We start from the raw sequence: 23,211 nt of genomic DNA, 5'->3' as shown, positions 1-23,211 counted from the left end.
AAGATCCCTCGAAGATGACGAGGTAGATAGGTCCGAGGTGGAAGCGTGGCGACACGTGGAGCTGACGGATACTAATCGATCGAGGACTTAACCAAGAAGAAGAGCGGAGGCGACTGTTTAGCCTCGTAGGGCGAATGTTCTTCCGACGAGAAACGCTTGCGTTTCGATGGAGGAAGGTTATTTGACCCCGAGCGGTTGGTTGCCGGAGCTAGACAGCTCGAAAAGCGAAGCGAGTGCAGCTTCTCCATGAATACTAGAAATATCGGTTATCTAGTTTTGAGGGAATAATCCCTGACAGTCTGTGCCTGCGTCTAAACAGGCCTGCACCTGTATGGCTTGCGCCTGCGTCTTCGAGCTGATTCGAAGATGATGGATTCCTCGGCGCAGACCTGCAAGGAAGTAAAATCAAGGTAGATGGTCTGGTGACGATGGCGGAGAGGTCACACCCGTTCCCATCCCGAACACGGAAGTTAAGCTCTCCAGCGCCGATGGTAGTTGGGGCTAACGCCCCTGCGAGAGTAGGACGTTGCCAGGCGAGTGAAAAACAGAGGTTAAAACGATGATTCGTTTTAACCTCTGTTTTTTTATTGGCCTAACCGCTTGCAAGATTTCCTAATGTAGAATAGAAGTGCTGTTTTTGGTTTCATGAATAATGGCATTTTATTCTCATGTAAAAATGGGCAAACACGAATATAAAATCGAAAACATATTTTGTAAGTATATAAGCTTGAAAATTTGGAAAATATGATAGATGGGAGGTGGAGAAATGTATTCGTCTACAACTAATCCATTCATTGAAGAGACATGCATCATATGTGAGCAGCCGAAATTAAAAGGGATTCATTTATATACAAAGTTTATTTGTTCTGACTGTGAAAAAGATATGATACAAACTAATACAGATGATCCTAAATACCGCTTTTATTTACAGCAACTAAAAAAAATTCGAAATAAAGAGATATATTCATGAAACATAAGGTCCTGCCATTAAGGACCTTTTTATTTTAATATATTAATTGAAAAATGAAAAAAGGATGAGAAAATATGAATAGACAACAACAAACACCTTTATACACAGCTTTAAAGCATCACTCTTTATTAAATCCCATTTCGTTTCATGTTCCCGGTCATAAATACGGAACAGTGTTTACAGACATGGGCAAAGAAGATTACAAACACTTATTACATATAGATGTAACCGAGCTGAACGGTTTAGATGATTTGCACCAACCGGAATCCGTTATTGCTGAAGCGCAAATGTTAGCGGCTGAATTTTTTGGCGTACAAAAAACATTTTTTTTAGTGAATGGTTCAACTTCTGGAAATTTAACGATGATTTTTGCGGTTTGTGAAGAAAATAAGAAAATAATTGTCCAGCGAAATTGTCATAAATCCATTATCAATGGATTACAGCTAGTTGGTGCAGAGCCTGTTTTTATTTCTCCAGAATTTGATCGTGATGTTTGTGTTGCTTCGTATGTTTCTTATAATACTATTAAAGAAACAATAGAGCGTCATCCAAATGCCGCTGCTTTAATTTTAACGAATCCAAATTATTACGGCATGGCTATCGATCTAACAGAAATTGTAAAATTAGCCCATTCTTATCGTATACCTGTTCTTGTTGATGAGGCACATGGGGCTCACTTTGCTTTAGGAACTCCTTTTCCGAAAACAGCGGTTGCGTGCGGTGCTGATTTAGTCGTTCAGTCGGCGCATAAAACATTGCCGGCAATGACAATGGGGTCTTATTTGCATTTTAACAGTCAACTAGTAGATGAAGAGAAGGTAAAGTATTTTTTGCAAGTTTTTCAATCTAGCAGTCCTTCATATCCGATTATGGCATCACTTGATTTAGCGCGAAACTATTTAGCTAATTTATCACAGGAGGATATCAACCAGATTAGTAAAGAAATTGAGCGTTTTAAAGGATTATTAAAAGAGATAGAGTGTATTGCGGTAGCAGAATCAGCAGACCCGGTTGTTACAACAGATTTATTAAAAATAACCGTACAGACAAGAAGTTCTTTATCTGGTTATCAATTACAGTCATTATTGGAAAAAGAGGGAATATTTACGGAATTAGCTGATCCTTTTAATGTGCTTTTTGTTTATCCTTTAGCGTTATTAGAAAATTTTGGAGAGGTAAGTAAAAAAATAAAACATGCTTTACGAGGAATTAAATATGATTCATCTTATATACATTTATTACGACCGTACACTTTACCACGAGTTTCTCAGTCATATTCCTATAAAAAGCTGAAAAACCTACCTACAAGAGTTGTTTCTTTAGAAAATGCAGAAGGATTGGTAGCTGCGGAAATGCTCATTCCTTATCCACCAGGGATTCCGGTTTTGTTTATAGGAGAAATAATTACGAAAGAACATATTGAGCTAATTCATTATTTAAAAAATAGCGGCTCCCGATTCCAGGGAGGAAAATTTTTGTCGTCTAACCAATTAAAAGTATTCAAAATGTGAAAGTATTGTTTAGTTTAGAGTTGAAGGGAGATTTACAATCATGGCAGGCTACTTTTTTTCATTTGAAGGACCGGATGGAGCGGGAAAAACGACGATTATACAATTAGTAGAGAAATTTTTAACGGAACAAGGATTTGAAGTTATTTCAACTCGCGAACCGGGAGGAATTGAAATTGCCGAGAAGATCCGTGCTGTTATTTTAAATCCTGAGCATAAAAGCATGGATGCACGCACAGAGGCACTGCTTTATGCTGCGGCGCGAAGACAGCACTTAGTCGAGAGAGTTGTACCAGCGCTTAACGAGGGGAAAATTGTTTTATGTGACCGTTTCATTGATAGCTCTCTTGCTTATCAAGGATTTGCAAGGGGGTTAGGGATCGATGAGGTGTTAGCGATTAATGAGTTTGCCATTAACGGATGCATGCCTTCGTTAACCGTTTATTTTGATTTGGATCCAAAAATCGGTTTAGAGCGGATTAATAAAAACAAACTGCGTGAAATCAATCGTCTCGATATGGAGAGTTTTTCCTTTCATTATAAAGTCCGTGAAGGGTATTTGCAGTTAGTAAAGAGGTTTAAAGATAGAATTATTCAAGTTGATGCGAATCGAACGATTGATGAAGTTTTTGAAGAAACAGCAAAGATTATTATGCAAAGAATTCAATCGTAGTTAGGAAGATGCAAGAGATTCTTCCATTAAACATAAAATGATGAACAAATGAAAACGTGTTAAAATAAACAATAAATGATAAGAGAGTGATGAGAGTGTCTATTGTATGGGAGCAACTTGAACAATATCAGCCTACGGTGTTAAAAATGATTGCAAAGAGCCTTCAAAAAGGACGGGTTGCTCACGCTTATTTATTTGAAGGACAACGCGGTACCGGAAAGAAAGATGTCAGCCTTTTATTTGCAAAAAGTTTATTTTGTATAAATCGCAACGGATACAAGCCTTGCAATAGCTGTATCAACTGCCGAAGAATTGATTCTGGGAATCATCCGGATGTTCATGTGATTGAGCCGGATGGTCAATCGATTAAGAAGGCGCAAATTGAAACTTTACAATCAGAGTTTTCAAAGACAGGCGTCGAGTCTAACAAAAAGCTTTATATTATTGAACATGCTGATCGGATGACAGTTAATGCAGCAAATAGTTTATTGAAGTTTTTAGAGGAACCCAACTCCGAAACAGTGGCTATTCTGTTGACTGAACAGTATCATCGGATGTTGAACACCATTGTTTCTCGATGCCAAGTTTTATCCTTCAAACCACTGCCACCAAACGCTATTGCTGATTATTTAAAAGAGCAACACATTCCATCGCACTTTGCACTCCTTGCTGCTCATGTCACTAACAATCGAGAACATGCTCTCGAATTAAGTCGGGATGATTGGTTTGCACAAGCTCGAAAAATAGTGTTACAATTATATGAAGCGTTGCACAAAAATTATTTGCAAGCCCTTTTTATTGTTCAAGAACAATGGATTCAACATTTTGCGGAAAAGCAGCAAATCGATTTGGGGTTAGATTTGTTATTATATCTTTATAAAGATTTAATATATATTCAATTAGGCGAAACAGAAAAAGTCGTTTACAAGGATCAGATTAGTTATTTAAATCAATTAGCTCTTACTTTGTCACAGAAGCGGATTGCAGAAAATATGACAGCCATTTTACAAGCAAAAGCACGTTTAAATACAAATATGAACCCGCAGCTTTTGATGGAGCAATTAGTGCTGAAATTGCAGGAGGGATTAACATTTGTATGATGTAGTCGGTGTCCGCTTCAAAAAAGCGGGGAAAATTTATTATTTTGATCCAGGGGATTTAACGATTCCTACTGGTGAGTATGTCATTGTTGAAACGGTGCGAGGGATTGAATACGGAAAGGTAGTTATTAATAAGAAGCAAGTTGATGAAAATGATGTCGTTTTACCATTAAAAAAAGTCATTCGTATTGCTGAGCCGAAAGACAAGCTCATTGTTGAAGAAAACAAAAAAGCAGCTAAAGAAGCGTATGAAATTTGTTTAAAAAAGGTTGAAGAGCACGGCCTCGATATGAAGCTTGTCGATGTCGAATATACATTTGACCGCAATAAAGTTATTTTTTATTTCACCGCTGATGGCCGGGTTGATTTTAGAGAGTTAGTTAAAGATTTAGCCGCTATTTTCCGTACTCGTATTGAATTACGGCAAATTGGTGTGCGCGATGAGGCAAAAATGTTAGGCGGCATAGGTCCATGCGGGCGAATATTATGCTGTTCGACGTTTTTAGGAGACTTTGATCCTGTATCGATAAAAATGGCAAAGGATCAAAATTTATCGCTAAATCCAACGAAAATTTCTGGTCTTTGCGGCCGTTTAATGTGTTGTTTAAAATATGAAAATGATGAGTACGAAACGGCGAAAGAACAGCTTCCAGATCTCGGTGAATATATTGAAACTCCGCACGGGCTTGGAAGAGTAGTCGGTTTGAATATTTTAGAGAGAGTTTTACAAGTGGAATTAACAGAGCGTGAGCGTGTGGTTGAATATACAATTGATGAATTAATTAAAGAAGGAGTCCTATCGATTCAAGCCACAGATTAATGAGGTGGATTACGTGGATAAGAAAGAGCTATTTCAATCGGTAGCAAGTATGGAAGAACAAATTAGCCATTTATATCGCCAGCTTGGTGAGCTGAAAGAACATCTTGCCCAGCTGCTGGAGGAGAATCAACATTTAAAAATGGAAAATGAGCATTTACGCCGTCGGCTTGAACAAACTGCGGGGGAAACGAAGGCAGCAAAAAGAAAAGGAAAAAATAGCAAAAATAAGAAGGAAAGAAAGCAAGTAGATATTGGAGAAGGATACGATAATCTGGCACGCCTTTATCAGGAAGGATTTCACATTTGCCATATTCATTATGGAAGTGTAAGAAAAGAAGGAGATTGTTTGTTTTGTTTATCTTTTTTAAATAAAAGTAATTAACAGTTTTTACGAGGCTGTCTCATAAGGGTCTGACCTCACGCGCGTTTCAAAATATATAGTTCATTTATCCCAACATTATGATCTATATATTGCGTTGTGGGATCTGACCCTGGATTTTTGAGACAGCCTCCTTTTCTTCAATGTAGAATTTTTAGCAGAGAGGTTATCGGAATGGTTGAATTGTATCATGATGAGCGATTTGATTATCTTTTAGGTGAGGACTTGCGTATTATTCAAAGTCCATCCGTGTTTGCTTTTTCACTAGATGCTGTGCTTTTGGCTAAATTCGCTTATATGCCGATTCAAAAAGGAAACATTGTTGATTTATGTACGGGAAATGGAGTCATTCCATTGCTGCTGAGCAAGAGGACAAAGGGCAGTATTATTGGTATCGAAATTCAAGAGCGAATTTATAGTATGGCAAAAAGAAGTGTCGAATATAACAAGCTTGAAAAGCAAATTAAAATTATTCATGGAGATATAAAGGATGCACCTAGTCAGTTAGGCTATAGTAAATACGATGTCGTAACTTGTAATCCACCGTATTTTCCAACGCCGAGCGCAGATGAAATCAACAAAAATGAACATCTGGCCATCGCACGCCATGAGATTTATTGTACGTTAGAAGATGTGATTAGAATCAGCAGTCAATTGTTGAAGCAAGGAGGAAAAGCGGCGTTTGTCCATCGTCCGGGGCGTTTGCTTGATATTGTTACATTAATGCGGCAATATCGATTAGAGCCAAAGCGTCTTCGTTTTGTTTATCCAAAATTAGGGAAAGAAGCCAATACGATTTTAATTGAAGGGATAAAAGATGGCAATCCGGATTTAAAAGTCTTGCCGCCGCTTATTGTATATAATGAAAATAATGAATATACGGAGGAAACAAAGCGAATTCTTTATGGAGAATAATCACTATTTCTATGTTGTCGAATGTTCTGATGGCAGCTATTATGCTGGATATACAAATAATTTAACGGTACGCATTCGCAAGCATAATGAAGGAAAAGGTGCCAAATATACGAGAAGCCGCACTCCAGTAAAGTTAATATTTTCCAGGAAATATCAAACAAAGCGAGAGGCATTGCAAGCAGAGTATCGGTTTAAACAATTATCGCGAAAAGAAAAGGAACAATTTATTATAAAGGAGCAAAAAGATGTTTTCACGGCAGAAAAGCTTTGAAGAAAATCATGTTACTGGCAAGCTTTATATTGTCCCTACTCCAATTGGAAATTTAGAGGATATTACACTTCGCGCTTTGCGTGTGCTGAAAGAAGCCGATGTAATTGCGGCGGAAGATACAAGACAGACAAAAAAATTATTGAATCACTTTGACATTGCAACTCCTGTTGTCAGCTATCATGAACATAACAAAATGACAAGCGGAAAAAAAATTATGGAGTGGTTGCTCGAAGGGAAAAATGTTGCATTGGTAAGCGATGCGGGAACACCAGCGATTTCTGACCCCGGCTATGAGCTCGTTGTCGATGCAATAAAAGAAAACTGTATCGTCATTCCTCTTCCAGGAGCTAATGCGGCATTAACTGCCTTGATTGCTTCTGGATTGCCAACAGAGCACTTTTATTTTTTTGGTTTTCTTTCCCGTAATAAAAAGGAAAAAAGAAAGCAGTTGGAATCGTTAGTACACATTCGTGATACAATGATTTTTTATGAAGCGCCTCACCGGTTACAAGAAACGTTGGAAATGATGTATGAAGTTTTAGGAAATAGACGGGCGGTTTTATCTCGCGAGTTAACAAAACGATTTGAAGAGTTCATTCGCGGCGATATAGAAAATGTTTTACAATGGGCAAAAGAAAGCGAAATTCGCGGCGAATTTTGTATCCTTGTCGAAGGAACAAAAGAAGAAAATCAAAGTAAAGAAGAATGGTGGCAAAGCCTCTCGCTTATTGAACATGTGAATTACTATATAAATGAAAAACAATTGACGCCAAAGGAAGCGATTAAACAAACGGCGAGAGATAGAAATATGACTAAGCGTGAAGTATATCAAGAGTATCATGGAAAATAAAAAAGAGTTTCTCTAGAAAAATCTAGAGAAACTCTTTTTTATTTTGTTGATTGTAAATGAGCTTGAATTTCTTTAAGAAGCTGTTCAGCACCTTCACGGCTTAAAATGATTTTGCCGTCAGCCAGCTTAAGGTTGTCATCAGAAACTTCGCCAGTTACTTGACATGCCATATTTGGTTTATATTTCTTTAAAATAATAAGTTCATCATCAACATAAATTTCTAATGCGTCTTTTTCAGCGATGCCTAGTGTGCGGCGCAACTCAATAGGAATAACGACGCGGCCTAATTCATCAACTTTACGAACAATACCTGTAGATTTCATATAATAATCTCCTCTCCATGTAATTTATATTTTATTATCTTTTTCGTCAATATTCGACAAAACTTCATGGCTTAATCATATCAATCTTTCCATTAAACGTCAATCCTTTTATATGTAAAATTAAAAAAAAATGTATATTTGTATTCGGAAATTATTGATATAAAAGGATTTTTAATTAATCACCATGTAAAAATAGTTATACAAATTCTAACTTTTTTTTCAAATCGATACAAGTATTATATTCTAATATTGTAATGATAATTCGACAAAATTAAGTTGATTTTCGACATGCTTTTTAAATAAACCTTTATCTTTATAATATTTCGTAAAAAAATGAAACAGTATGTCGTAATAAAGAAGTAAATGGACAGCAAAAAGCATTTTTATGTATATTTTCTTGAAATAAGAGAAATAGATGTTTTTATAAGACGAAAAAAATATGTAAAATAGTAATATAATCGCTCTCGTCCTTTGGGCGAGGGCTTTTCTTCTAATATGAAAACAGAGGAGGGAAAATCATGGAAAAACAAAGAAAAACATTTTATATTACTACACCTATTTATTATCCAAGCGGAAAATTACATATTGGCCATGCATACACGACAGTAGCTGGTGATGCAATGGCCCGCTATAAGCGTCTTCGTGGTTATGATGTCATGTATTTGACAGGAACGGATGAGCATGGTCAAAAAATTCAACAAAAAGCAGAGGAAAAAGGAGTTACTCCGCAAGAGTATGTTGACGAGATTGTCGCCGGCATTCAAGAGCTATGGAAAAAACTCGATATTTCTTACGACGATTTTATTCGTACAACGCAAGAGCGGCATAAAAAAGTTGTCGAAAAAATCTTCGCGCGTCTCCTTGAGCAAGGTGATATTTATTTAGATGAGTATGAAGGATGGTATTGTACGCCATGTGAGTCTTTCTATACAGAGAGACAGCTTGTCGATGGCAACTGCCCTGATTGCGGCCGTCCTGTTGAAAAAGTAAAGGAAGAATCTTACTTTTTCCGAATGGGCAAATATGTTGACCGTTTGCTCCAATATTACGAAGAGAATCCAGAATTCATTCAGCCGGAATCCCGCAAAAATGAAATGATTAATAACTTTATAAAGCCTGGACTAGAAGATTTAGCCGTGTCTCGTACCACATTCGACTGGGGGATTAAAGTTCCGGGAGATCCGAAACATGTTATTTATGTATGGATTGATGCTTTAACAAACTATATTACAGCATTAGGATATGGCACAGAAAATGATGAAAAATACTTAAAATATTGGCCGGCAGATGTGCATTTGGTCGGAAAAGAAATTGTTCGCTTCCATACGATTTATTGGCCGATTATGTTAATGGCTCTCGGTCTGCCGCTTCCGAAAAAGGTGTTTGCTCATGGCTGGTTGTTAATGAAAGACGGTAAAATGTCGAAATCAAAAGGAAATGTTGTCGACCCGGTGACTTTAATTGACCGCTACGGTTTAGATGCATTGCGTTACTACTTGCTTCGCGAAGTTCCGTTCGGTTCTGACGGCGTTTTTACTCCTGAAGGTTTTGTGGAACGGATTAATTATGACTTAGCGAACGATTTAGGAAACCTTCTAAACCGTACAGTAGCGATGATTGAAAAGTATTTTGGCGGTGTCATTCCAACTTATGAAGGAAGTAAAACAGAGTTTGACGATCAGCTTGTCGAAATGGTGAAGAAAACTGTTAAAGATTATGAAGAAGCGATGGAAAAGATGGAGTTTTCTGTTGCTTTGACAGCTGTATGGCAATTAATCAGCCGGACAAATAAATATATTGATGAGACACAGCCTTGGGTGTTAACGAAAGATGAAGCACAGAAAGAGAAATTAGCCTCTGTGATGGTTCATTTAGCTGAATCGCTTCGACATATTGCGATTCTTTTACAGCCGTTTTTAACGCAATCCCCAGCAAAAATCTTTGCACAACTCGGTATTACCGAAAATGAGCTAAAACAATGGGATAGTTTGTATGAGTTTGGTCTCATCAAAGAAGGAACAAAAGTGGTAAAAGGCGAACCGTTATTCCCGCGCTTAGATATGCCTGAAGAAATTGAATATATTAAAGCACAGATGCAAGGAACAGCACCAAAACAAGAAGAGAAAAAGGAAGTTCCAAAAGTGGATGAGATTACGATTGATGATTTCATGAAAGTCGATTTACGTGTTGCGCAAGTTCTTCATGCTGAACCGGTAAAAAATGCGGATAAGCTTTTAAAATTACAACTTGATCTTGGTTATGAGAAGCGGCAAGTTGTATCAGGAATTGCAAAATTTTACAAACCGGAAGAGTTGATTGGAAAAAAAGTCATTTGTGTAACAAATTTAAAACCTGTTAAACTTCGCGGTGAATTATCGCAAGGAATGATTTTGGCAGGTGAAGAAAACGGCATTCTTTCTTTGGCAACTGTCGATGAAACATTGCCAAACGGGACAAAAGTAAAATAAAAGGTGAAATACAGGAGGTGAAGAGGCTGACCCAAAAGTCAAGTGTCAGGCCCCACAGCACAATATATAGGACATCGGAATAAATGAACTATATATATTGTCAAATGCATGTGAGGTTAGATGCTTACGGGTCAGCCCCGACACCTCTTTGTTGCTGTTTTGTAATGTAATTGTTAAGATTCTGTGATATATGTAATGATTTTATATGTTACACTTACCATCAGACTGGAAAAGGAGTATGGTTATGTTATTTGATACGCATGCTCATTTAAATGCGATACAATACAACGATGATTTGCAAGAAGTGATTGACAGAGCTCTTGAAGAAGGAGTTTCTAATATTGTTGTTGTTGGTTTTGACCGGCCAACGATCTCCCGCGCGATTGAATTAGCGGAACAATATCCATTTATTTATGCTGCAGTTGGCTGGCACCCGGTTGATGCCATTGATATGACAGAAGAAGATTTGCAAATGATTGAACAGCTTGCAGCGCATCCGAAAGTCGTTGCTCTTGGAGAAATGGGATTGGATTATTATTGGGATAAGTCGCCTAAAGAGGTGCAAAAAGAAGTATTCCGTAAACAAATTGCCTTAGCCAAGAAGGTTAAATTGCCTATTATTATACATAACCGTGAGGCGACAGCGGACATTATTGAAATTTTAAGAGAAGAAAATGCCTCTGAAGTTGGTGGGATTATGCATTGTTTTACCGGCAGTGTTGAAGTGGCAAAACAATGTATTGACATGAACTTTTATATTTCGTTTGGCGGCCCGGTTACATTTAAAAACGCCAGAAAACCAAAAGAAGTAGCAAAGGAAATTCCGTTAGAGCATCTATTAATTGAAACCGATTGCCCTTATTTAACGCCGCATCCTTTTCGTGGCAAAAGAAACGAGCCAAGTTACGTCAAGTATGTGGCAGAAGCAATTGCTGAGCTAAAAGGAGTCTCATTTGAAGAAGTGGCACAAAAAACGTCCGACAATGCTAAAAAATTATTCGGCATCACTCGATAAAAAAACGTGTCGCTTTTTTAGGAAGCTTGTCTGACAAAGTTTAAAAAAGAAAAAGTTCTACAAATTCAGCAACGAACATAGTATAGACTTGTCGATAAGTCTTCCTTTCTTTTTAACAGAATTTTCTGCATAATAGAGTGTGCGTTGAGCGTAAAAGTCAAATAGGAAGGGAAGGTTGACAGCTAAAAGAGAGCTCTGTGTAATCTTTGCAAATGAAGGAGGCGTTTTTCATCATGTTGAATAACATGAAAGACCTGTTTGCCGGATCATTGAAAAAAAATTTAGCTGTAACGGCTGGCAGTTTAATAGCTTTTTCAGCAACGACTGGTGTTGCTGCATATGAATTAACAAAAGAGAGTGTAACGTTAACATTAAATGGAAAAAAACAAGAAATTCGAACGCATGCCGATACAGTAGCTGATGTTTTAGCTGAACGCAACATTCAAGTGCGTTCTGAAGATTATTTGTTTCCCTCGAAAAACACACCTGTTACTGATGATTTAAAGATTGTTTGGGAAGCAAGTAAACCCGTAAAACTTACTGTCAACGGAACGGCAAAAAAAGTATGGACGACGGCAAAAACAGTAAGAGATTTGCTTATCACTCAGCAAATTACAGTCAATGAACACGACCGGGTTTCCCCATCTCTTGATGCAAAAATACAAAAAGGCATGGACATTACATTTGATAAAGCTTTCCAAATCAAATTGAATGTCGGCGGTCAAGAGCAACGAGTGTGGGCAACTTCGACTACTGTCGCTGACTTTTTAAAACAACAGAAAATCACATTAAATGAGCTAGATCGGATTGAACCATCATTAAATGAGATGGTGAACGAGAATACTGTTATCAAAGTTACAAGAGTTGAAAAAGTCACCGATGTAGTGGAAGAACCCGTTAATTTTGCAGTTGTTACAAAGAAAGACTCTCAGTTGCCAAAAGGAGAACAAAGAGTGATTAGCCCGGGAGAACAAGGGCTTGTATCTAAACATTACGAAGTTATTTTAGAAAATGGAAAAGAAGTTTCCCGTAAACTAGTAAAAACGGAAACGATTAAACAAAGTAAAGATCGTATAGTCGCTGTCGGTACAAAAGTAAACAGTCCGCAAATGGTGTCGCGCGGTAATGAGACAGTTTCCCAAGAATTTTATGTTACAGCGACGGCTTATACGGCTAATTGCGGCGGTTGCTCCGGGCGAACGAGAACAGGTATTAATTTACGTTCAAATCCTAATATGAAAGTCATTGCAGTTGACCCAAGAATTATTCCGCTTGGTTCAAAAGTATATGTCGAAGGGTATGGATATGCTGTTGCCGCAGACACTGGTTCAGCCATTCGCGGCTATAAAATTGACGTATTTTTCCCAGAGAAATCATCAGCTTTTCAATGGGGAAGAAAAAGAGTGAAAGTAAAAATTATTAAATAATGTAAAGTGAACAGAGGATTTCCCTATCCTCTGTTTTTTTCGTTATAATGGAGAAAGATTTTCTCTCTATACATATAGACGTAGGAGCGTAAAAAAAGTTTCAATATTTTTTGGAGGCTGTTATGAAAATTAAAGAAATTATTGTTGTAGAAGGAAGAGATGACACAATAGCGATTCAGCGGGCTGTTGAAGCGGATACAATTGAAACAAATGGTTCAGCGATTAACGATGAAATATTAGAACGAATTAAAATTGCAAAAGAAAAGCGAGGAGTGATAATTTTTACAGACCCAGACTTTCCAGGAGAAAAAATTCGCAAAACGATTTCCGCGCGTATCCCTGGATGTAAACATGCCTTTTTGCCAAAAGAAGAAGCGCTTGAAAAGAACGGCAAAGGCGTGGGGGTAGAGCATGCTTCTGTTGAGGCTATTCGTAAAGCACTTGAGAATGTATATGAGGAGACAATTGAACTTAAAGAAGAAATTACTTTTGATGATTTGATTGATGCCGGCTTAATTGGCGGCTCTTTGGCAAAAGCGCGCCGCAATCGTTTAGGACAGCTTCTTAAAATAGGATATACAAACGGAAAACAGCTTCATAAACGTTTGCAAATGTTCCAAATTTCAAAAGAAGCGTTTATGAATGCTTTAGAGCAAGTGCTTCAGGAGGAAAAGCGAAATGTATAAAGATATTGCCACACCGAATCGTACGAAGGAAATTTTAGAGAAATACGGATTTTCATTTAAAAAAAGCCTTGGACAAAATTTTTTAATCGATACAAATATTCTTCGCCGCATTGTCGATTTTGCGGAGCTTTCTGCTGAAACAGGAGTGATCGAAGTCGGGCCGGGAATAGGAGCGTTAACGGAACAGCTTGCCCGGCGTGCCAAAAAAGTAGTTGCATTTGAAATTGACCAACGCCTTTTGCCGATTTTAGCAGAGACGTTATCCCCTTATCCAAATGTACGTATCATCCATCAAGATGTTTTAAAAGCAGATGTGCGAAAAGTTATCGATGAAGAGTTTGCCGGAATCAAAGATATCATGGTTGTTGCGAACCTGCCTTATTACGTAACGACACCGATTGTTATGAAACTGCTAACAGACAATTTACCGCTTCGGGGAATCGTTGTTATGCTGCAAAAGGAAGTGGCTGAGCGAATGGCTGCTAAACCAGGTACGAAAGATTACGGCTCATTATCGATTGCCGTTCAATATTATACAAAAGCGGAAACGGTCATGACGGTACCGAGAACTGTATTCGTGCCGCAGCCAAATGTTGACTCTGCCGTTATTCGTTTGACAAAATTACATCAGCCTGCTGTTTTTGTTGAGAATGAAGCATTTTTCTTTGAAGTGGTTCGCGCAAGCTTTGGACAACGGCGCAAAACAATTTTGAATAATTTAACAAGCAATTTACCGAATGGGAAAATGTTTAAAGAAACGATTGAGCAAGTGCTGCATGAAGCAAATATTGACCCGCGCCGCAGAGGAGAGACATTAACGATTGCTGAATTTGCTGACCTCAGCGACCGATTGTTTCATGTATTTCAAAAAAGCTGATGAATAAGAGCCCGGATTTTCTCTGTCATCAAAATAATGATGATGTAAAGAGAATCCGGCTTTTTTGCTTTCATATTAAGTCGAAGCTCTTGTTTAAAATAATTATTGTTTTCACGTATTCGGGATATATGCATATTTTACATAATAAACAAATGCTATAGTCTTGGAGTTGATTTTATGGATATTAAGATTGGCGATATTGTTGGGCGCAAATCATATGAGTGTGATTTATTATTTCGTGTTATTGAGATTAAGGAGAAAAATGGAGGAGAAAAAGAAGCGATTCTCCATGGAGAGGATGTACGGTTAATTGCCGATGCTCCTTTTGCTGATTTAGTTATTATCGATGAAAGGGAACAACAAAAACGCCAGAAAAAAGAAAAGGAATTAATTGAGCAATCCTATAAGCTGTTAAGGCAGGATTACAATTTAATAAGGCAAAAAAATGAGTACAATGCAACAGGGGGATATAGAACAGAACACAATTTTTTTCAAATTCCAGGGCGTGTCCTCCACTTGGATGGTGATCCCCTGTATTTACGAAAATGTTTAGATTTATACGAAAAAATTGGCGTTCCTGTTTACGGAGTTTATTGTAATGAAAAGGAAATGCAAGAAAAAGTCGGGAGTTTGATTGAACAAGTTCGTCCTGATATTCTAGTCATTACTGGCCATGATTCCTATTCAAAGACAAAAGGAAAAGTGACGGATATTAAAGCATATCGTCATTCCAAATATTTTGTGCAAACGGTCAGAGAGGCGAGAAAAAAAATTCCCCACTTAGACCAGCTCGTCATTTTTGCCGGCGCATGTCAATCTCATTTTGAGTCGTTAATTCGCGCCGGTGCTAACTTTGCCAGTTCTCCAGCACGGGTCAATATTCATGCACTGGACCCTGTATATCTTGTATCGAGAATTAGCTTTACACCCTTTATGGAAAGAGTAAATGTATGGGATGTGTTAAGAAATACACTTACAGGAGAGAAAGGGCTCGGTGGTGTGGAAACAAAAGGTGTATTGCGTACAGGTATGCCTTTTCGGACAATCGTTGATTTTGACTAAGAGGCCGCTAATGATAAAATTTCATTAGGCGGTTTATTTATACATAATTTTACATTTAATGTACATAATACGTTATAGTGATAAAAATAATAATTGACATTTATCATGTTGTGTTGGTAAAATATTTATTTTTTTGACTTTTGATAAATTTTTTGTTACACTTATATCAGTGAGGTGGATAGGGAATGGCAAAAACACTGGCCGACATTAAAAAAGCGTTGGATTTAAACGTTGGCAGACGACTAACATTGAAGGCGAACGGTGGAAGAAGAAAAACGATTGAGCGATGCGGAATTTTAGCGGAAACATACCCTTCTGTGTTCGTTATTGAACTTGATCAAGAGGAAAATGCTTTTGAACGTGTGTCTTACAGCTATGCAGATGTTCTTACAGAGACTGTACAGCTGACCTTCTTAGATGATGACAATATGGCGATTAGCGGGCAGTAGACATTTGTTTGCTGCTTTTTATTTTGTTGTTTTTTGGAAACATAAATCTTCTCTTGTCTTACAATAATAAGATTGTCGCGGTTTTTGAAAGGAGTTGCTTGCGTTTGGGCAGACGTCGAGGCATTATGTCAGAACGCTTTAAAGAAGAACTTGCTAAAGAGCTGGGATTTTACGATGTTGTGCAAAAAGAAGGATGGGGAGCCATTCGTGCACGCGATGCAGGAAATATGGTCAAATTAGCGATACAAATGGCGGAGCAACATTTAGCAGAAAGAACGAGGTAACTCAATATCATAATCATATGGACCGCGATAGACAGCTGTCTCAACAAGGATTCGATTCCTCGATTACAATGTTTATGGACAAAGAGCCATAAACAGTTGTAAACGGTTGGAGGAAGTCAACCTTATGAGACAGCTGCTTTTTTACATAGCTGAACGATGTGATTTTTTAGTATAATTTCTTTATTATAATGTGTCGAAATATAGGATAATTGTGAATGACTTTTATGTTAAAATGTTAGTATAGGTTTGAAGTCGTAAAAGTAGGTGGAAGGTTTGAAATTGTTAGTAAAGGCTCCAGCAAAAATTAATTTATCTTTAGATGTATTACATAAACGCCCTGATGGTTATCATGAAGTAAAAATGGTTATGACAACGATTGATCTTGCTGATCGAATTGAATTAACCCCATTGCCTTCTGACACGATTCGAATTGTGTCTCATAATCGTTTTGTTCCTGATGATCACCGGAATCTTGCTTATCAGGCAGCGAAGCTGTTAAAAGAACGATTCAATGTTCGTGATGGCGTGGCTATTTCTATTATTAAAACGATTCCAGTGGCAGCGGGATTAGCGGGGGGAAGCAGCGATGCAGCTGCGACATTGAGAGGTTTAAATAAACTTTGGAATTTAGGTTTGACGCTTGATGAATTGGCAGAGCTTGGAGCGGAAATTGGCTCAGATGTATCGTTTTGTGTATATGGAGGAACGGCAATTGCAACGGGGCGCGGTGAAAAGATTGAGCATATTCCTGCCCCCCCGCCATGTTGGGTCATTCTTGCTAAGCCGACCATCGGTGTTTCAACTGCAGAAGTTTATCGTAATCTAAATTTAGCTTCTATCGTTCATCCAGACGTTGATGCGATGGTAAAAGCGATAAAGGAACAAGATTATAATAAAATTTGCTCTCTTGTAGGAAATGTTTTAGAGGAAGTTACAATGAAGATGCATCCGGAAGTGGCTCAGATTAAAGAGCAAATGAAACGCTTTGGAGCAGATGCCGTATTGATGAGCGGGAGCGGTCCAACGGTTTTTGGATTGGTGCGGCATGATTCACGACTGCAGCGAATTTACAATGGTTTGCGCGGTTTTTGTGACCAAGTATTTGCGGTGCGGTTATTAGGAGAGCGGAATTCGCTTGATTAAACCCGTACATTAATGTTATATTTATCTTATAATATTCGGGTTTAGGAGGTTTTTTATGAAATTAAGGCGAAGCAGCCGTTTAGTTGATATGACGCATTATCTCCTTGAACATCCTCATCAATTAGTGCCGCTCACTTTTTTTGCTGAACGTTATCAATCCGCTAAATCATCCATTAGTGAAGATTTAGCGATTGTTAAACAGACATTTGAACAGCAGGGAATCGGGACGTTGCAAACTCTTCCGGGAGCTGCAGGGGGAGTTCAATATATTCCTAAAATTTCTCATGAAGAGGCGAAGGAAACGATTGATTATTTATGTAAAATGCTGGCGAATCCTGAACGATTACTGCCGGGTGGATATTTATATATGAACGATATTCTTGGTGATCCGCGGATTGTCAATAAAATTGGACGGTTATACGCATCCGTTTTTTCTGATCGGAAAATTGATGTCGTCATGACAGTCGCTACGAAAGGAATACCGTTAGCTTATGCGGTCGCTCATTTCTTAAATGTTCCGGTTGTCATTGTACGTCGTGACAACAAAGTAACGGAAGGTTCCATGGTGAGCATTAATTATGTTTCCGGTTCATCGAAGCGGATTCAAACGATGGTTCTTGCGAAGCGTAGCTTAGCAGAAGGGTCAAATGTCTTGATTATTGATGATTTTATGAAAGCGGGCGGAACAGTGAACGGAATGATTAGCTTATTAGATGAATTTAATGCAAATGTAATGGGGATTGGTGTGCTTGTTGAATCTGAAGAAACGGAAGAACGGCTTGTTGATGAGTATATTTCTCTTGTAAAATTATCTTCAGTAGATGTAAAAGAAAAACAAATTACCGTTAAGGAAGGAAATTATTTCAAATTTATCAAGTAACAGTATAAAGGAATTGAAAGGAGAACAGATAATGATGAGAAAAGTAGAAACAAAAAAAGCACCGCAGGCAATTGGTCCATATTCACAAGGCATTATTGTCAATAACATGTTCTATAGTTCAGGACAAATCGCGTTAACACCTGAGGGAGAAATGGTTCAAGGCGATGTAAAAGCGCAAACTCACCAAGTGTTTAAAAATTTACAAGCTGTTTTAGAAGCAGCTGGAGCGTCTTTAGACACAGTCGTCAAAGCAACTGTATTTATTAAAAATATGGATGATTTCGCAGCCGTTAACGAAGTGTATGGAGAGTATTTTAAAGAACATAAACCGGCACGCTCTTTAGTTGAAGTAGCTCGTCTGCCAAAAGATGCGCTTGTCGAAATTGAAGTGGTTGCTCTTGTAAAATAACAAGTAACATGAAAACTTCCATCTGTTCACAAAATTTTCAAAAAAATTTTAAAAAAACAAGAAGGAAAATAAGAAAAAATGTGGAATAAATTTAGTTAAGTTCTTATATAGGGAAAAGGTGGTGAGCAGAATGGAAGTAACCGACGTAAGATTACGCCGCGTGAATACCGAAGGACGTATGAGAGCGATTGCTTCTATTACGCTGGATAATGAATTTGTTGTTCATGATATCCGCGTGATTGAAGGCAATAATGGCTTGTTTGTGGCTATGCCAAGTAAGCGTACTCCTGACGGGGAATTCCGTGATATTGCGCATCCGATTAACTCGACAACCCGCGGGAAAATTCAAGATGCCGTATTAGCAGAGTATCACCGTTTAGGTGAGCTTGAAGAAGAATTTGAAGAAGCTGGTGCTTCATAAAAAAATAAATGTTAAAAAAAAGAGGGCCTGTTCTGATATTGTGGACAGGCTCTTTTTTGTTTTTGACAAGAATCGGCTTTGCATTAACAAATAAGCTACATTGTCCTAAATATTTGGTAAAATTGAATGTTTCCTTGAAATGAATAGGTAATTGAGATATATTCAATATGGATAAAAAGGTAATTGGAGGCCCTGTTATGAAACGATACGCAATAATATTGGCTGCGGGACAGGGGACACGGATGAAATCAAAGCTGTATAAAGTTTTGCATCCTGTTTGCGGCAAGCCAATGGTTGAGCATGTAGTCGATCAAGTATCAAAGCTAAATCTTGAAAAGCTTGTAACAATTGTTGGATTTGGTGCTGAACAGGTGAAAGCGCAAATTGGTGGAAAAAGTGAATTTGCCCTTCAAGAAGAGCAGCTTGGAACAGCACATGCTGTCATGCAAGCAACGTCTCATTTAGGAGATAAAGAAGGGGTAACTCTTATTATTTGCGGGGATACTCCGCTAATTACCGCAGACACAATGAAAGCGCTCTTAGAGCATCATTCAAAAACAAATGCAAAAGCTACTATTTTAACAGCCATTGCCGAAGACCCAACAGGTTACGGAAGAATTATCCGCAATAATGAAGGACATGTTGAAAAAATCGTCGAACATAAAGACGCGACAGAAGAGGAACGGAAAGTGAAGGAAATTAATACAGGGACGTATTGCTTTGACAATAAGTCATTGTTTCAAGCGCTTACAAAAGTCTCAAACGACAATGCACAAGGTGAATACTATTTGCCGGATGTGATCGAGATTTTGAAAAAGCAGGGAGAAATTATTTCTGCTTATCAAGCAGATGTATTTGAAGAAACATTAGGTGTGAATGACCGCGTTGCCCTTTCGCAGGCGGAAAAAATTATGCGTGCGCGCATTAACCGTACACATATGATGAATGGCGTGACGATTATTGATCCTGAGCATACGTATATTTCAGCTGATGTGGAAATCGGGCGAGATACAGTGATTTATCCAGGAACGATCATCGAAGGAAAAACAGTCATTGGTGAAAACTGTGTGATCGGGCCTAATTCAGAAATAAAAAATTGCGTCATTGGAGATCGAACAACGATTCGCCACTCCGTTGCTCATGATAGCGAAATTGGCAATGATGTCACAATCGGTCCTTTTGCCCATATTCGTCCTTTGTCAAAGATTAGCGACGATGTTCGAATCGGCAACTTTGTTGAGGTGAAGAAATCAACATTTGGAAAAGGGAGCAAAGCCTCTCATTTAAGTTATATCGGTGATGCCGAAGTTGGTGCGGATGTTAATATAGGATGCGGTTCCATTACCGTTAATTACGACGGGAAACATAAACATTTAACAAAAATTGAGGATGGTGCGTTTATTGGCTGCAATACAAACTTAATTGCCCCCGTAACAATTGGAAAAGGAGCTTATGTTGCAGCTGGCTCTACCATTACAGAAGATGTCCCGGGAAATGCTTTATCGATAGCCCGCGCGCGTCAAGTAAACAAAGAAAATTACGTTGAACGTATGAATGTGAAGAAAAATTCTTAATGGAGGTTTACCATGTCTCAATATCTTGATTCTAACTTAAAGTTATTTGCTTTAAATTCCAATATGCAGTTAGCTCAGGAAATTGCAAAAGTAATCGGCATCGAGTTAGGAAAGTGCTCCGTTTCTCGCTTTAGCGATGGCGAAATTCAAATTAACATTGAAGAAAGCATCCGCGGCGGTGATGTGTTTGTTATTCAATCCACAAGTGCACCGGTAAATGAGCATTTAATGGAACTATTAATTATGATTGATGCGTTAAAACGCGCTTCCGCAAAAACGATTAATCTTGTTATTCCTTATTATGGATATGCCCGTCAGGACCGTAAAGCGCGCTCTCGTGAACCGATTACTGCGAAATTAGTGGCAAACCTTTTAGAAACAGCTGGAGCTTCCCGCGTCATCATGCTTGATTTGCACGCTCCGCAAATCCAAGGGTTCTTCGATATTCCGATCGATCATTTAATGGGAGTGCCAATTTTAGCGGACTATTTTAAAAACAAGAATCTTGAGGATATTGTTATCGTGTCTCCTGACCACGGCGGTGTAACACGCGCACGCAAAATGGCAGATCGTTTAAAAGCGCCAATTGCGATTATTGATAAACGCCGTCCGAAGCCGAATGTGGCCGAAGTAATGAACATCGTTGGTCAAGTAGAAGGAAAAACAGCCATCTTAATTGACGATATCATCGACACGGCAGGAACGATTACACTTGCGGCTAATGCGCTCATTGAAAATGGTGCCGTTGAAGTGTATGCATGCTGTACGCACCCCGTCTTATCTGGGCCGGCAATTGAACGCATTCAAAATTCAAAAATTAAAGAGCTTGTTGTTACAAATACAATCGCATTACCTGAAGATAAGAAAATTGATAAAATTGTTCAATTGTCTGTCGCTCCGCTTATTGGTGAAGCAATTATTCGCGTTTACGAGGAACAATCCATTAGCGCGTTATTTGATTAATCGAAAAAGATGTTTAGTCCTTTCTGTTTTAGGAAAAATTAATTCATAGATTCTAAAACAGGAAGGTGAATTTTGTGGCTTTATTACAAGCTCAAGAACGTGCAGAAGGAAAACGTTCTACGGTTCGTAAAATTCGCGAAGAAGGCAATATTCCGGCTGTACTATACGGAAAAAATATGAAAAGTAAAGCCATTTTTGTTAATGCTGCTGATTTTATGAAGATCATTCGCGAGAACGGGCGGAACAGCCTTATTACAATGGAAGTAAACGGTGAAGAACATTCTGTTATGCTTCATGATATTCAAAAAGACCCGCTTCGCAATGAAATCATTCATGTTGATTTCCATGTTGTTGACATGAAAACAGAAGTGGAAGTAAACGTCAATGTTCATTTAGTTGGTGAGGCTCTGGGCGTAAAAGATGGAGGGGTGTTGCAGCAGCCTCTGCATCAATTATCGATTCGTGCATTACCGGCTAATATACCGTCTTCTATCGAAGTAGATGTTTCTAACTTAGAGATTGGACAAGTGATTACGGTAGGAGATATTCAAACTAATGATAAATACGAGATTAATCATGAGCCGACAGAAGTGATAGCGTCTATTTTACCGCCGAAACAAGAAGAAGAAATTCATAGCGGTGAACAGCAAGAGCCTGGACAACCGGAAGCAATGGAAGGCCGCGAAACAACTCCAGAATAAATTGACTAGACGTAGCCGTTTCGGTTACGTCTTATTTGTAATGCTTATTGTTGAATTGAAGTAATCATTTTTGAACTTGAAATATGTTATGTGACGGGAAAACGGTATTTATTGGTGAATTTCCTTTGTTCACTTTTCAACAAATACAAATGATAAAAAATTTTGGAAGGAGATCTACCATTGAAGTTATTTATTGGATTGGGTAATCCTGGAAAACAATATGAAAATACAAGGCATAACGTTGGTTTTATGGTCATTGATGAATTAGCAAAACAGTTAAATATTACGTTAGATAAAGCAAAATTTAATGGGGTTTTTGGAACGGGAATTATATCAGGAGAAAAAGTAATATTATGTAAACCTTTAACATATATGAATTTATCAGGGGAATGTGTCCGACCTCTTATTGACTACTATCATATCGATGTAGAGGATTTAATTGTTATTTATGATGATCTAGATCTTCCTACTGGAAAAATTCGTTTGCGTACGAAAGGAAGTGCAGGTGGGCATAACGGTATTAAATCTCTAATCCAACATTTAGGCACGCAAGAATTCAAGCGAATTCGTGTCGGCATTGACCGCCCCAAAAATGGAATGAAAGTAACGGATTATGTATTAGGGCGTTTTACTGAAGATGAAAAGCCGTTTATTAATGAAGCTGTTTTAAAATCAGCGGAAGCTTGTAAGAAATGGCTCTCGACTCCGTTTTTACAAGTAATGAATGAGTTTAATTAACCGCAATTTTTTATGAATATTTCCCTTCTAAATGGTCGAAAATGTATATGACAAGACCATTAGGAGGTTTTTCAATGGCATTGCATTATTATTGTCGGCATTGTGGAACAAAAGTAGGGACAATTGATAGAATGTCATTATATAGCGAACAGCTTGGCTTCCATCATTTGACTGATAAGGAACGGCTGGAGATGATTTCATATCTTGCAAATGGAGACATTCATATAAAAACGATTTGCGAAGATTGTCAAGAAGCGCTCGAACGAAATCCGGAATATCATTTGTATGAAAAATTTATACAATAG

The 23,211-nt window shown here is 38.1% G+C and carries 27 protein-coding genes and 2 rRNA genes; 28 read left to right on the top strand and 1 reads right to left on the bottom strand.

The genetic code is table 11. From position 1 onward, the window contains the following. From B0I26_RS15145 to rsmI, 11 genes are all read left to right on the top strand, one after another. Window positions 1-95, top strand: a 23S ribosomal RNA gene (locus B0I26_RS15145); the annotation flags it as partial. Between the two features lie 323 nt (window positions 96-418). Next, window positions 419-535 (top strand): 5S ribosomal RNA (gene rrf / locus B0I26_RS15140). 231 nt (window positions 536-766) lie between these two features. Then, window positions 767-970 (top strand): sigma factor G inhibitor Gin, encoded by a 204-nt coding sequence (locus tag B0I26_RS15135; protein ID WP_111646252.1) that lies wholly within the window; start codon window positions 767-769, stop codon window positions 968-970. A 74-nt stretch (window positions 971-1,044) separates the two neighbouring features. Continuing rightward, entirely contained in the window at window positions 1,045-2,481 is a 1,437-nt protein-coding gene (locus B0I26_RS15130; RefSeq protein ID WP_111646251.1) for an aminotransferase class I/II-fold pyridoxal phosphate-dependent enzyme, read from the top strand. A 40-nt stretch (window positions 2,482-2,521) separates the two neighbouring features. Then, the gene (gene tmk, locus B0I26_RS15125) at window positions 2,522-3,151 is read left to right on the top strand and encodes a dTMP kinase (protein WP_111646250.1); all 630 of its coding nucleotides are present in this window, start codon (window positions 2,522-2,524) and stop codon (window positions 3,149-3,151) included. Between the two features lie 89 nt (window positions 3,152-3,240). Then, window positions 3,241-4,251 (top strand): DNA polymerase III subunit delta', encoded by a 1,011-nt coding sequence (gene holB, locus B0I26_RS15120; protein WP_181502929.1) that lies wholly within the window; start codon window positions 3,241-3,243, stop codon window positions 4,249-4,251. After that, window positions 4,244-5,071 (top strand): PSP1 domain-containing protein, encoded by an 828-nt coding sequence (locus B0I26_RS15115; RefSeq protein ID WP_111646248.1) that lies wholly within the window; start codon window positions 4,244-4,246, stop codon window positions 5,069-5,071. Before holB ends, B0I26_RS15115 begins: the two co-directional genes overlap by 8 nt. A 13-nt stretch (window positions 5,072-5,084) precedes the next feature. Then, a complete protein-coding gene (gene yabA / locus B0I26_RS15110) occupies window positions 5,085-5,453 on the top strand; it encodes a DNA replication initiation control protein YabA (RefSeq protein ID WP_111646247.1) in 369 nt (122 codons plus the stop codon). 171 nt (window positions 5,454-5,624) lie between these two features. Continuing rightward, window positions 5,625-6,365, top strand: coding sequence for a tRNA1(Val) (adenine(37)-N6)-methyltransferase (locus tag B0I26_RS15105; RefSeq protein ID WP_111646246.1), 741 nt, complete (start codon window positions 5,625-5,627; stop codon window positions 6,363-6,365). Next, window positions 6,355-6,636 (top strand): GIY-YIG nuclease family protein, encoded by a 282-nt coding sequence (locus B0I26_RS15100; RefSeq protein ID WP_111646245.1) that lies wholly within the window; start codon window positions 6,355-6,357, stop codon window positions 6,634-6,636. The genes B0I26_RS15105 and B0I26_RS15100 overlap by 11 nt, the downstream gene beginning before the upstream one ends. After that, the gene (gene rsmI / locus B0I26_RS15095) at window positions 6,611-7,486 is read left to right on the top strand and encodes a 16S rRNA (cytidine(1402)-2'-O)-methyltransferase (RefSeq protein WP_111646244.1); all 876 of its coding nucleotides are present in this window, start codon (window positions 6,611-6,613) and stop codon (window positions 7,484-7,486) included. Before B0I26_RS15100 ends, rsmI begins: the two co-directional genes overlap by 26 nt. 38 nt (window positions 7,487-7,524) lie before the next feature. Here the strand turns inward: rsmI and B0I26_RS15090 are convergent, their stop codons facing one another. Then, window positions 7,525-7,809 (bottom strand): AbrB/MazE/SpoVT family DNA-binding domain-containing protein, encoded by a 285-nt coding sequence (locus B0I26_RS15090; RefSeq protein WP_111646243.1) that lies wholly within the window; start codon window positions 7,807-7,809, stop codon window positions 7,525-7,527. Window positions 7,810-8,327: 518 nt separating this feature from the next. On the opposite strand from B0I26_RS15090, the gene metG reads away from it, so the two are divergent. The 17 genes from metG (at window position 8,328) to B0I26_RS15005 (ending at window position 23,211) form a co-directional block, all read left to right on the top strand. Next, on the top strand, window positions 8,328-10,277 hold the full coding sequence (metG, locus tag B0I26_RS15085; RefSeq protein WP_111646242.1) for a methionine--tRNA ligase: 1,950 nt from the start codon (window positions 8,328-8,330) through the stop codon (window positions 10,275-10,277). A gap of 244 nt (window positions 10,278-10,521) precedes the next feature. Next, the gene (locus B0I26_RS15080) at window positions 10,522-11,292 is read left to right on the top strand and encodes a TatD family hydrolase (RefSeq protein ID WP_111646241.1); all 771 of its coding nucleotides are present in this window, start codon (window positions 10,522-10,524) and stop codon (window positions 11,290-11,292) included. Between the two features lie 233 nt (window positions 11,293-11,525). Next, complete coding sequence (locus B0I26_RS15075) at window positions 11,526-12,719, top strand: G5 and 3D domain-containing protein (protein ID WP_111646240.1); 1,194 nt, start codon at window positions 11,526-11,528, stop codon at window positions 12,717-12,719. A gap of 122 nt (window positions 12,720-12,841) precedes the next feature. After that, window positions 12,842-13,405 (top strand): ribonuclease M5, encoded by a 564-nt coding sequence (rnmV, locus tag B0I26_RS15070; protein ID WP_181502927.1) that lies wholly within the window; start codon window positions 12,842-12,844, stop codon window positions 13,403-13,405. Beyond that, a complete protein-coding gene (gene rsmA / locus B0I26_RS15065) occupies window positions 13,398-14,282 on the top strand; it encodes a 16S rRNA (adenine(1518)-N(6)/adenine(1519)-N(6))-dimethyltransferase RsmA (RefSeq protein WP_111646238.1) in 885 nt (294 codons plus the stop codon). Before rnmV ends, rsmA begins: the two co-directional genes overlap by 8 nt. 177 nt (window positions 14,283-14,459) lie before the next feature. Further along, window positions 14,460-15,344 (top strand): sporulation peptidase YabG, encoded by an 885-nt coding sequence (yabG, locus tag B0I26_RS15060; RefSeq protein ID WP_111646237.1) that lies wholly within the window; start codon window positions 14,460-14,462, stop codon window positions 15,342-15,344. Between the two features lie 185 nt (window positions 15,345-15,529). Beyond that, on the top strand, window positions 15,530-15,793 hold the full coding sequence (gene veg, locus B0I26_RS15055) for a biofilm formation stimulator Veg (RefSeq protein ID WP_111646236.1): 264 nt from the start codon (window positions 15,530-15,532) through the stop codon (window positions 15,791-15,793). Window positions 15,794-15,897: 104 nt separating this feature from the next. Then, window positions 15,898-16,077 (top strand): small, acid-soluble spore protein, alpha/beta type, encoded by a 180-nt coding sequence (locus B0I26_RS15050; RefSeq protein ID WP_111646235.1) that lies wholly within the window; start codon window positions 15,898-15,900, stop codon window positions 16,075-16,077. A 273-nt stretch (window positions 16,078-16,350) separates the two neighbouring features. Further along, entirely contained in the window at window positions 16,351-17,220 is an 870-nt protein-coding gene (ispE, locus tag B0I26_RS15045; protein WP_111646234.1) for a 4-(cytidine 5'-diphospho)-2-C-methyl-D-erythritol kinase, read from the top strand. Between the two features lie 55 nt (window positions 17,221-17,275). Beyond that, window positions 17,276-18,100 (top strand): pur operon repressor, encoded by an 825-nt coding sequence (gene purR / locus B0I26_RS15040; RefSeq protein WP_111646233.1) that lies wholly within the window; start codon window positions 17,276-17,278, stop codon window positions 18,098-18,100. Between the two features lie 34 nt (window positions 18,101-18,134). After that, window positions 18,135-18,509, top strand: a complete 375-nt coding sequence (locus B0I26_RS15035; RefSeq protein ID WP_111646254.1) for a RidA family protein — start codon at window positions 18,135-18,137, stop codon at window positions 18,507-18,509. 130 nt (window positions 18,510-18,639) lie between these two features. Continuing rightward, entirely contained in the window at window positions 18,640-18,930 is a 291-nt protein-coding gene (spoVG, locus tag B0I26_RS15030) for a septation regulator SpoVG (RefSeq protein WP_044895797.1), read from the top strand. 197 nt (window positions 18,931-19,127) lie between these two features. Then, on the top strand, window positions 19,128-20,504 hold the full coding sequence (gene glmU, locus B0I26_RS15025; RefSeq protein WP_111646232.1) for a bifunctional UDP-N-acetylglucosamine diphosphorylase/glucosamine-1-phosphate N-acetyltransferase GlmU: 1,377 nt from the start codon (window positions 19,128-19,130) through the stop codon (window positions 20,502-20,504). A 12-nt stretch (window positions 20,505-20,516) separates the two neighbouring features. Continuing rightward, the gene (locus B0I26_RS15020; protein WP_111646231.1) at window positions 20,517-21,467 is read left to right on the top strand and encodes a ribose-phosphate diphosphokinase; all 951 of its coding nucleotides are present in this window, start codon (window positions 20,517-20,519) and stop codon (window positions 21,465-21,467) included. A gap of 74 nt (window positions 21,468-21,541) precedes the next feature. After that, complete coding sequence (locus B0I26_RS15015; RefSeq protein ID WP_111646230.1) at window positions 21,542-22,168, top strand: 50S ribosomal protein L25/general stress protein Ctc; 627 nt, start codon at window positions 21,542-21,544, stop codon at window positions 22,166-22,168. A gap of 180 nt (window positions 22,169-22,348) precedes the next feature. Then, a complete protein-coding gene (pth, locus tag B0I26_RS15010) occupies window positions 22,349-22,906 on the top strand; it encodes an aminoacyl-tRNA hydrolase (protein WP_111646229.1) in 558 nt (185 codons plus the stop codon). Between the two features lie 74 nt (window positions 22,907-22,980). Beyond that, a complete protein-coding gene (locus B0I26_RS15005) occupies window positions 22,981-23,211 on the top strand; it encodes an anti-sigma-F factor Fin family protein (protein WP_111646228.1) in 231 nt (76 codons plus the stop codon).

It is taken from the genome of Paranoxybacillus vitaminiphilus, from assembly GCF_003259935.1.
Lineage (GTDB): Bacteria > Bacillota > Bacilli > Bacillales > Anoxybacillaceae > Paranoxybacillus > Paranoxybacillus vitaminiphilus.
This window is presented reverse-complemented; position numbering and strand designations above follow the sequence as displayed.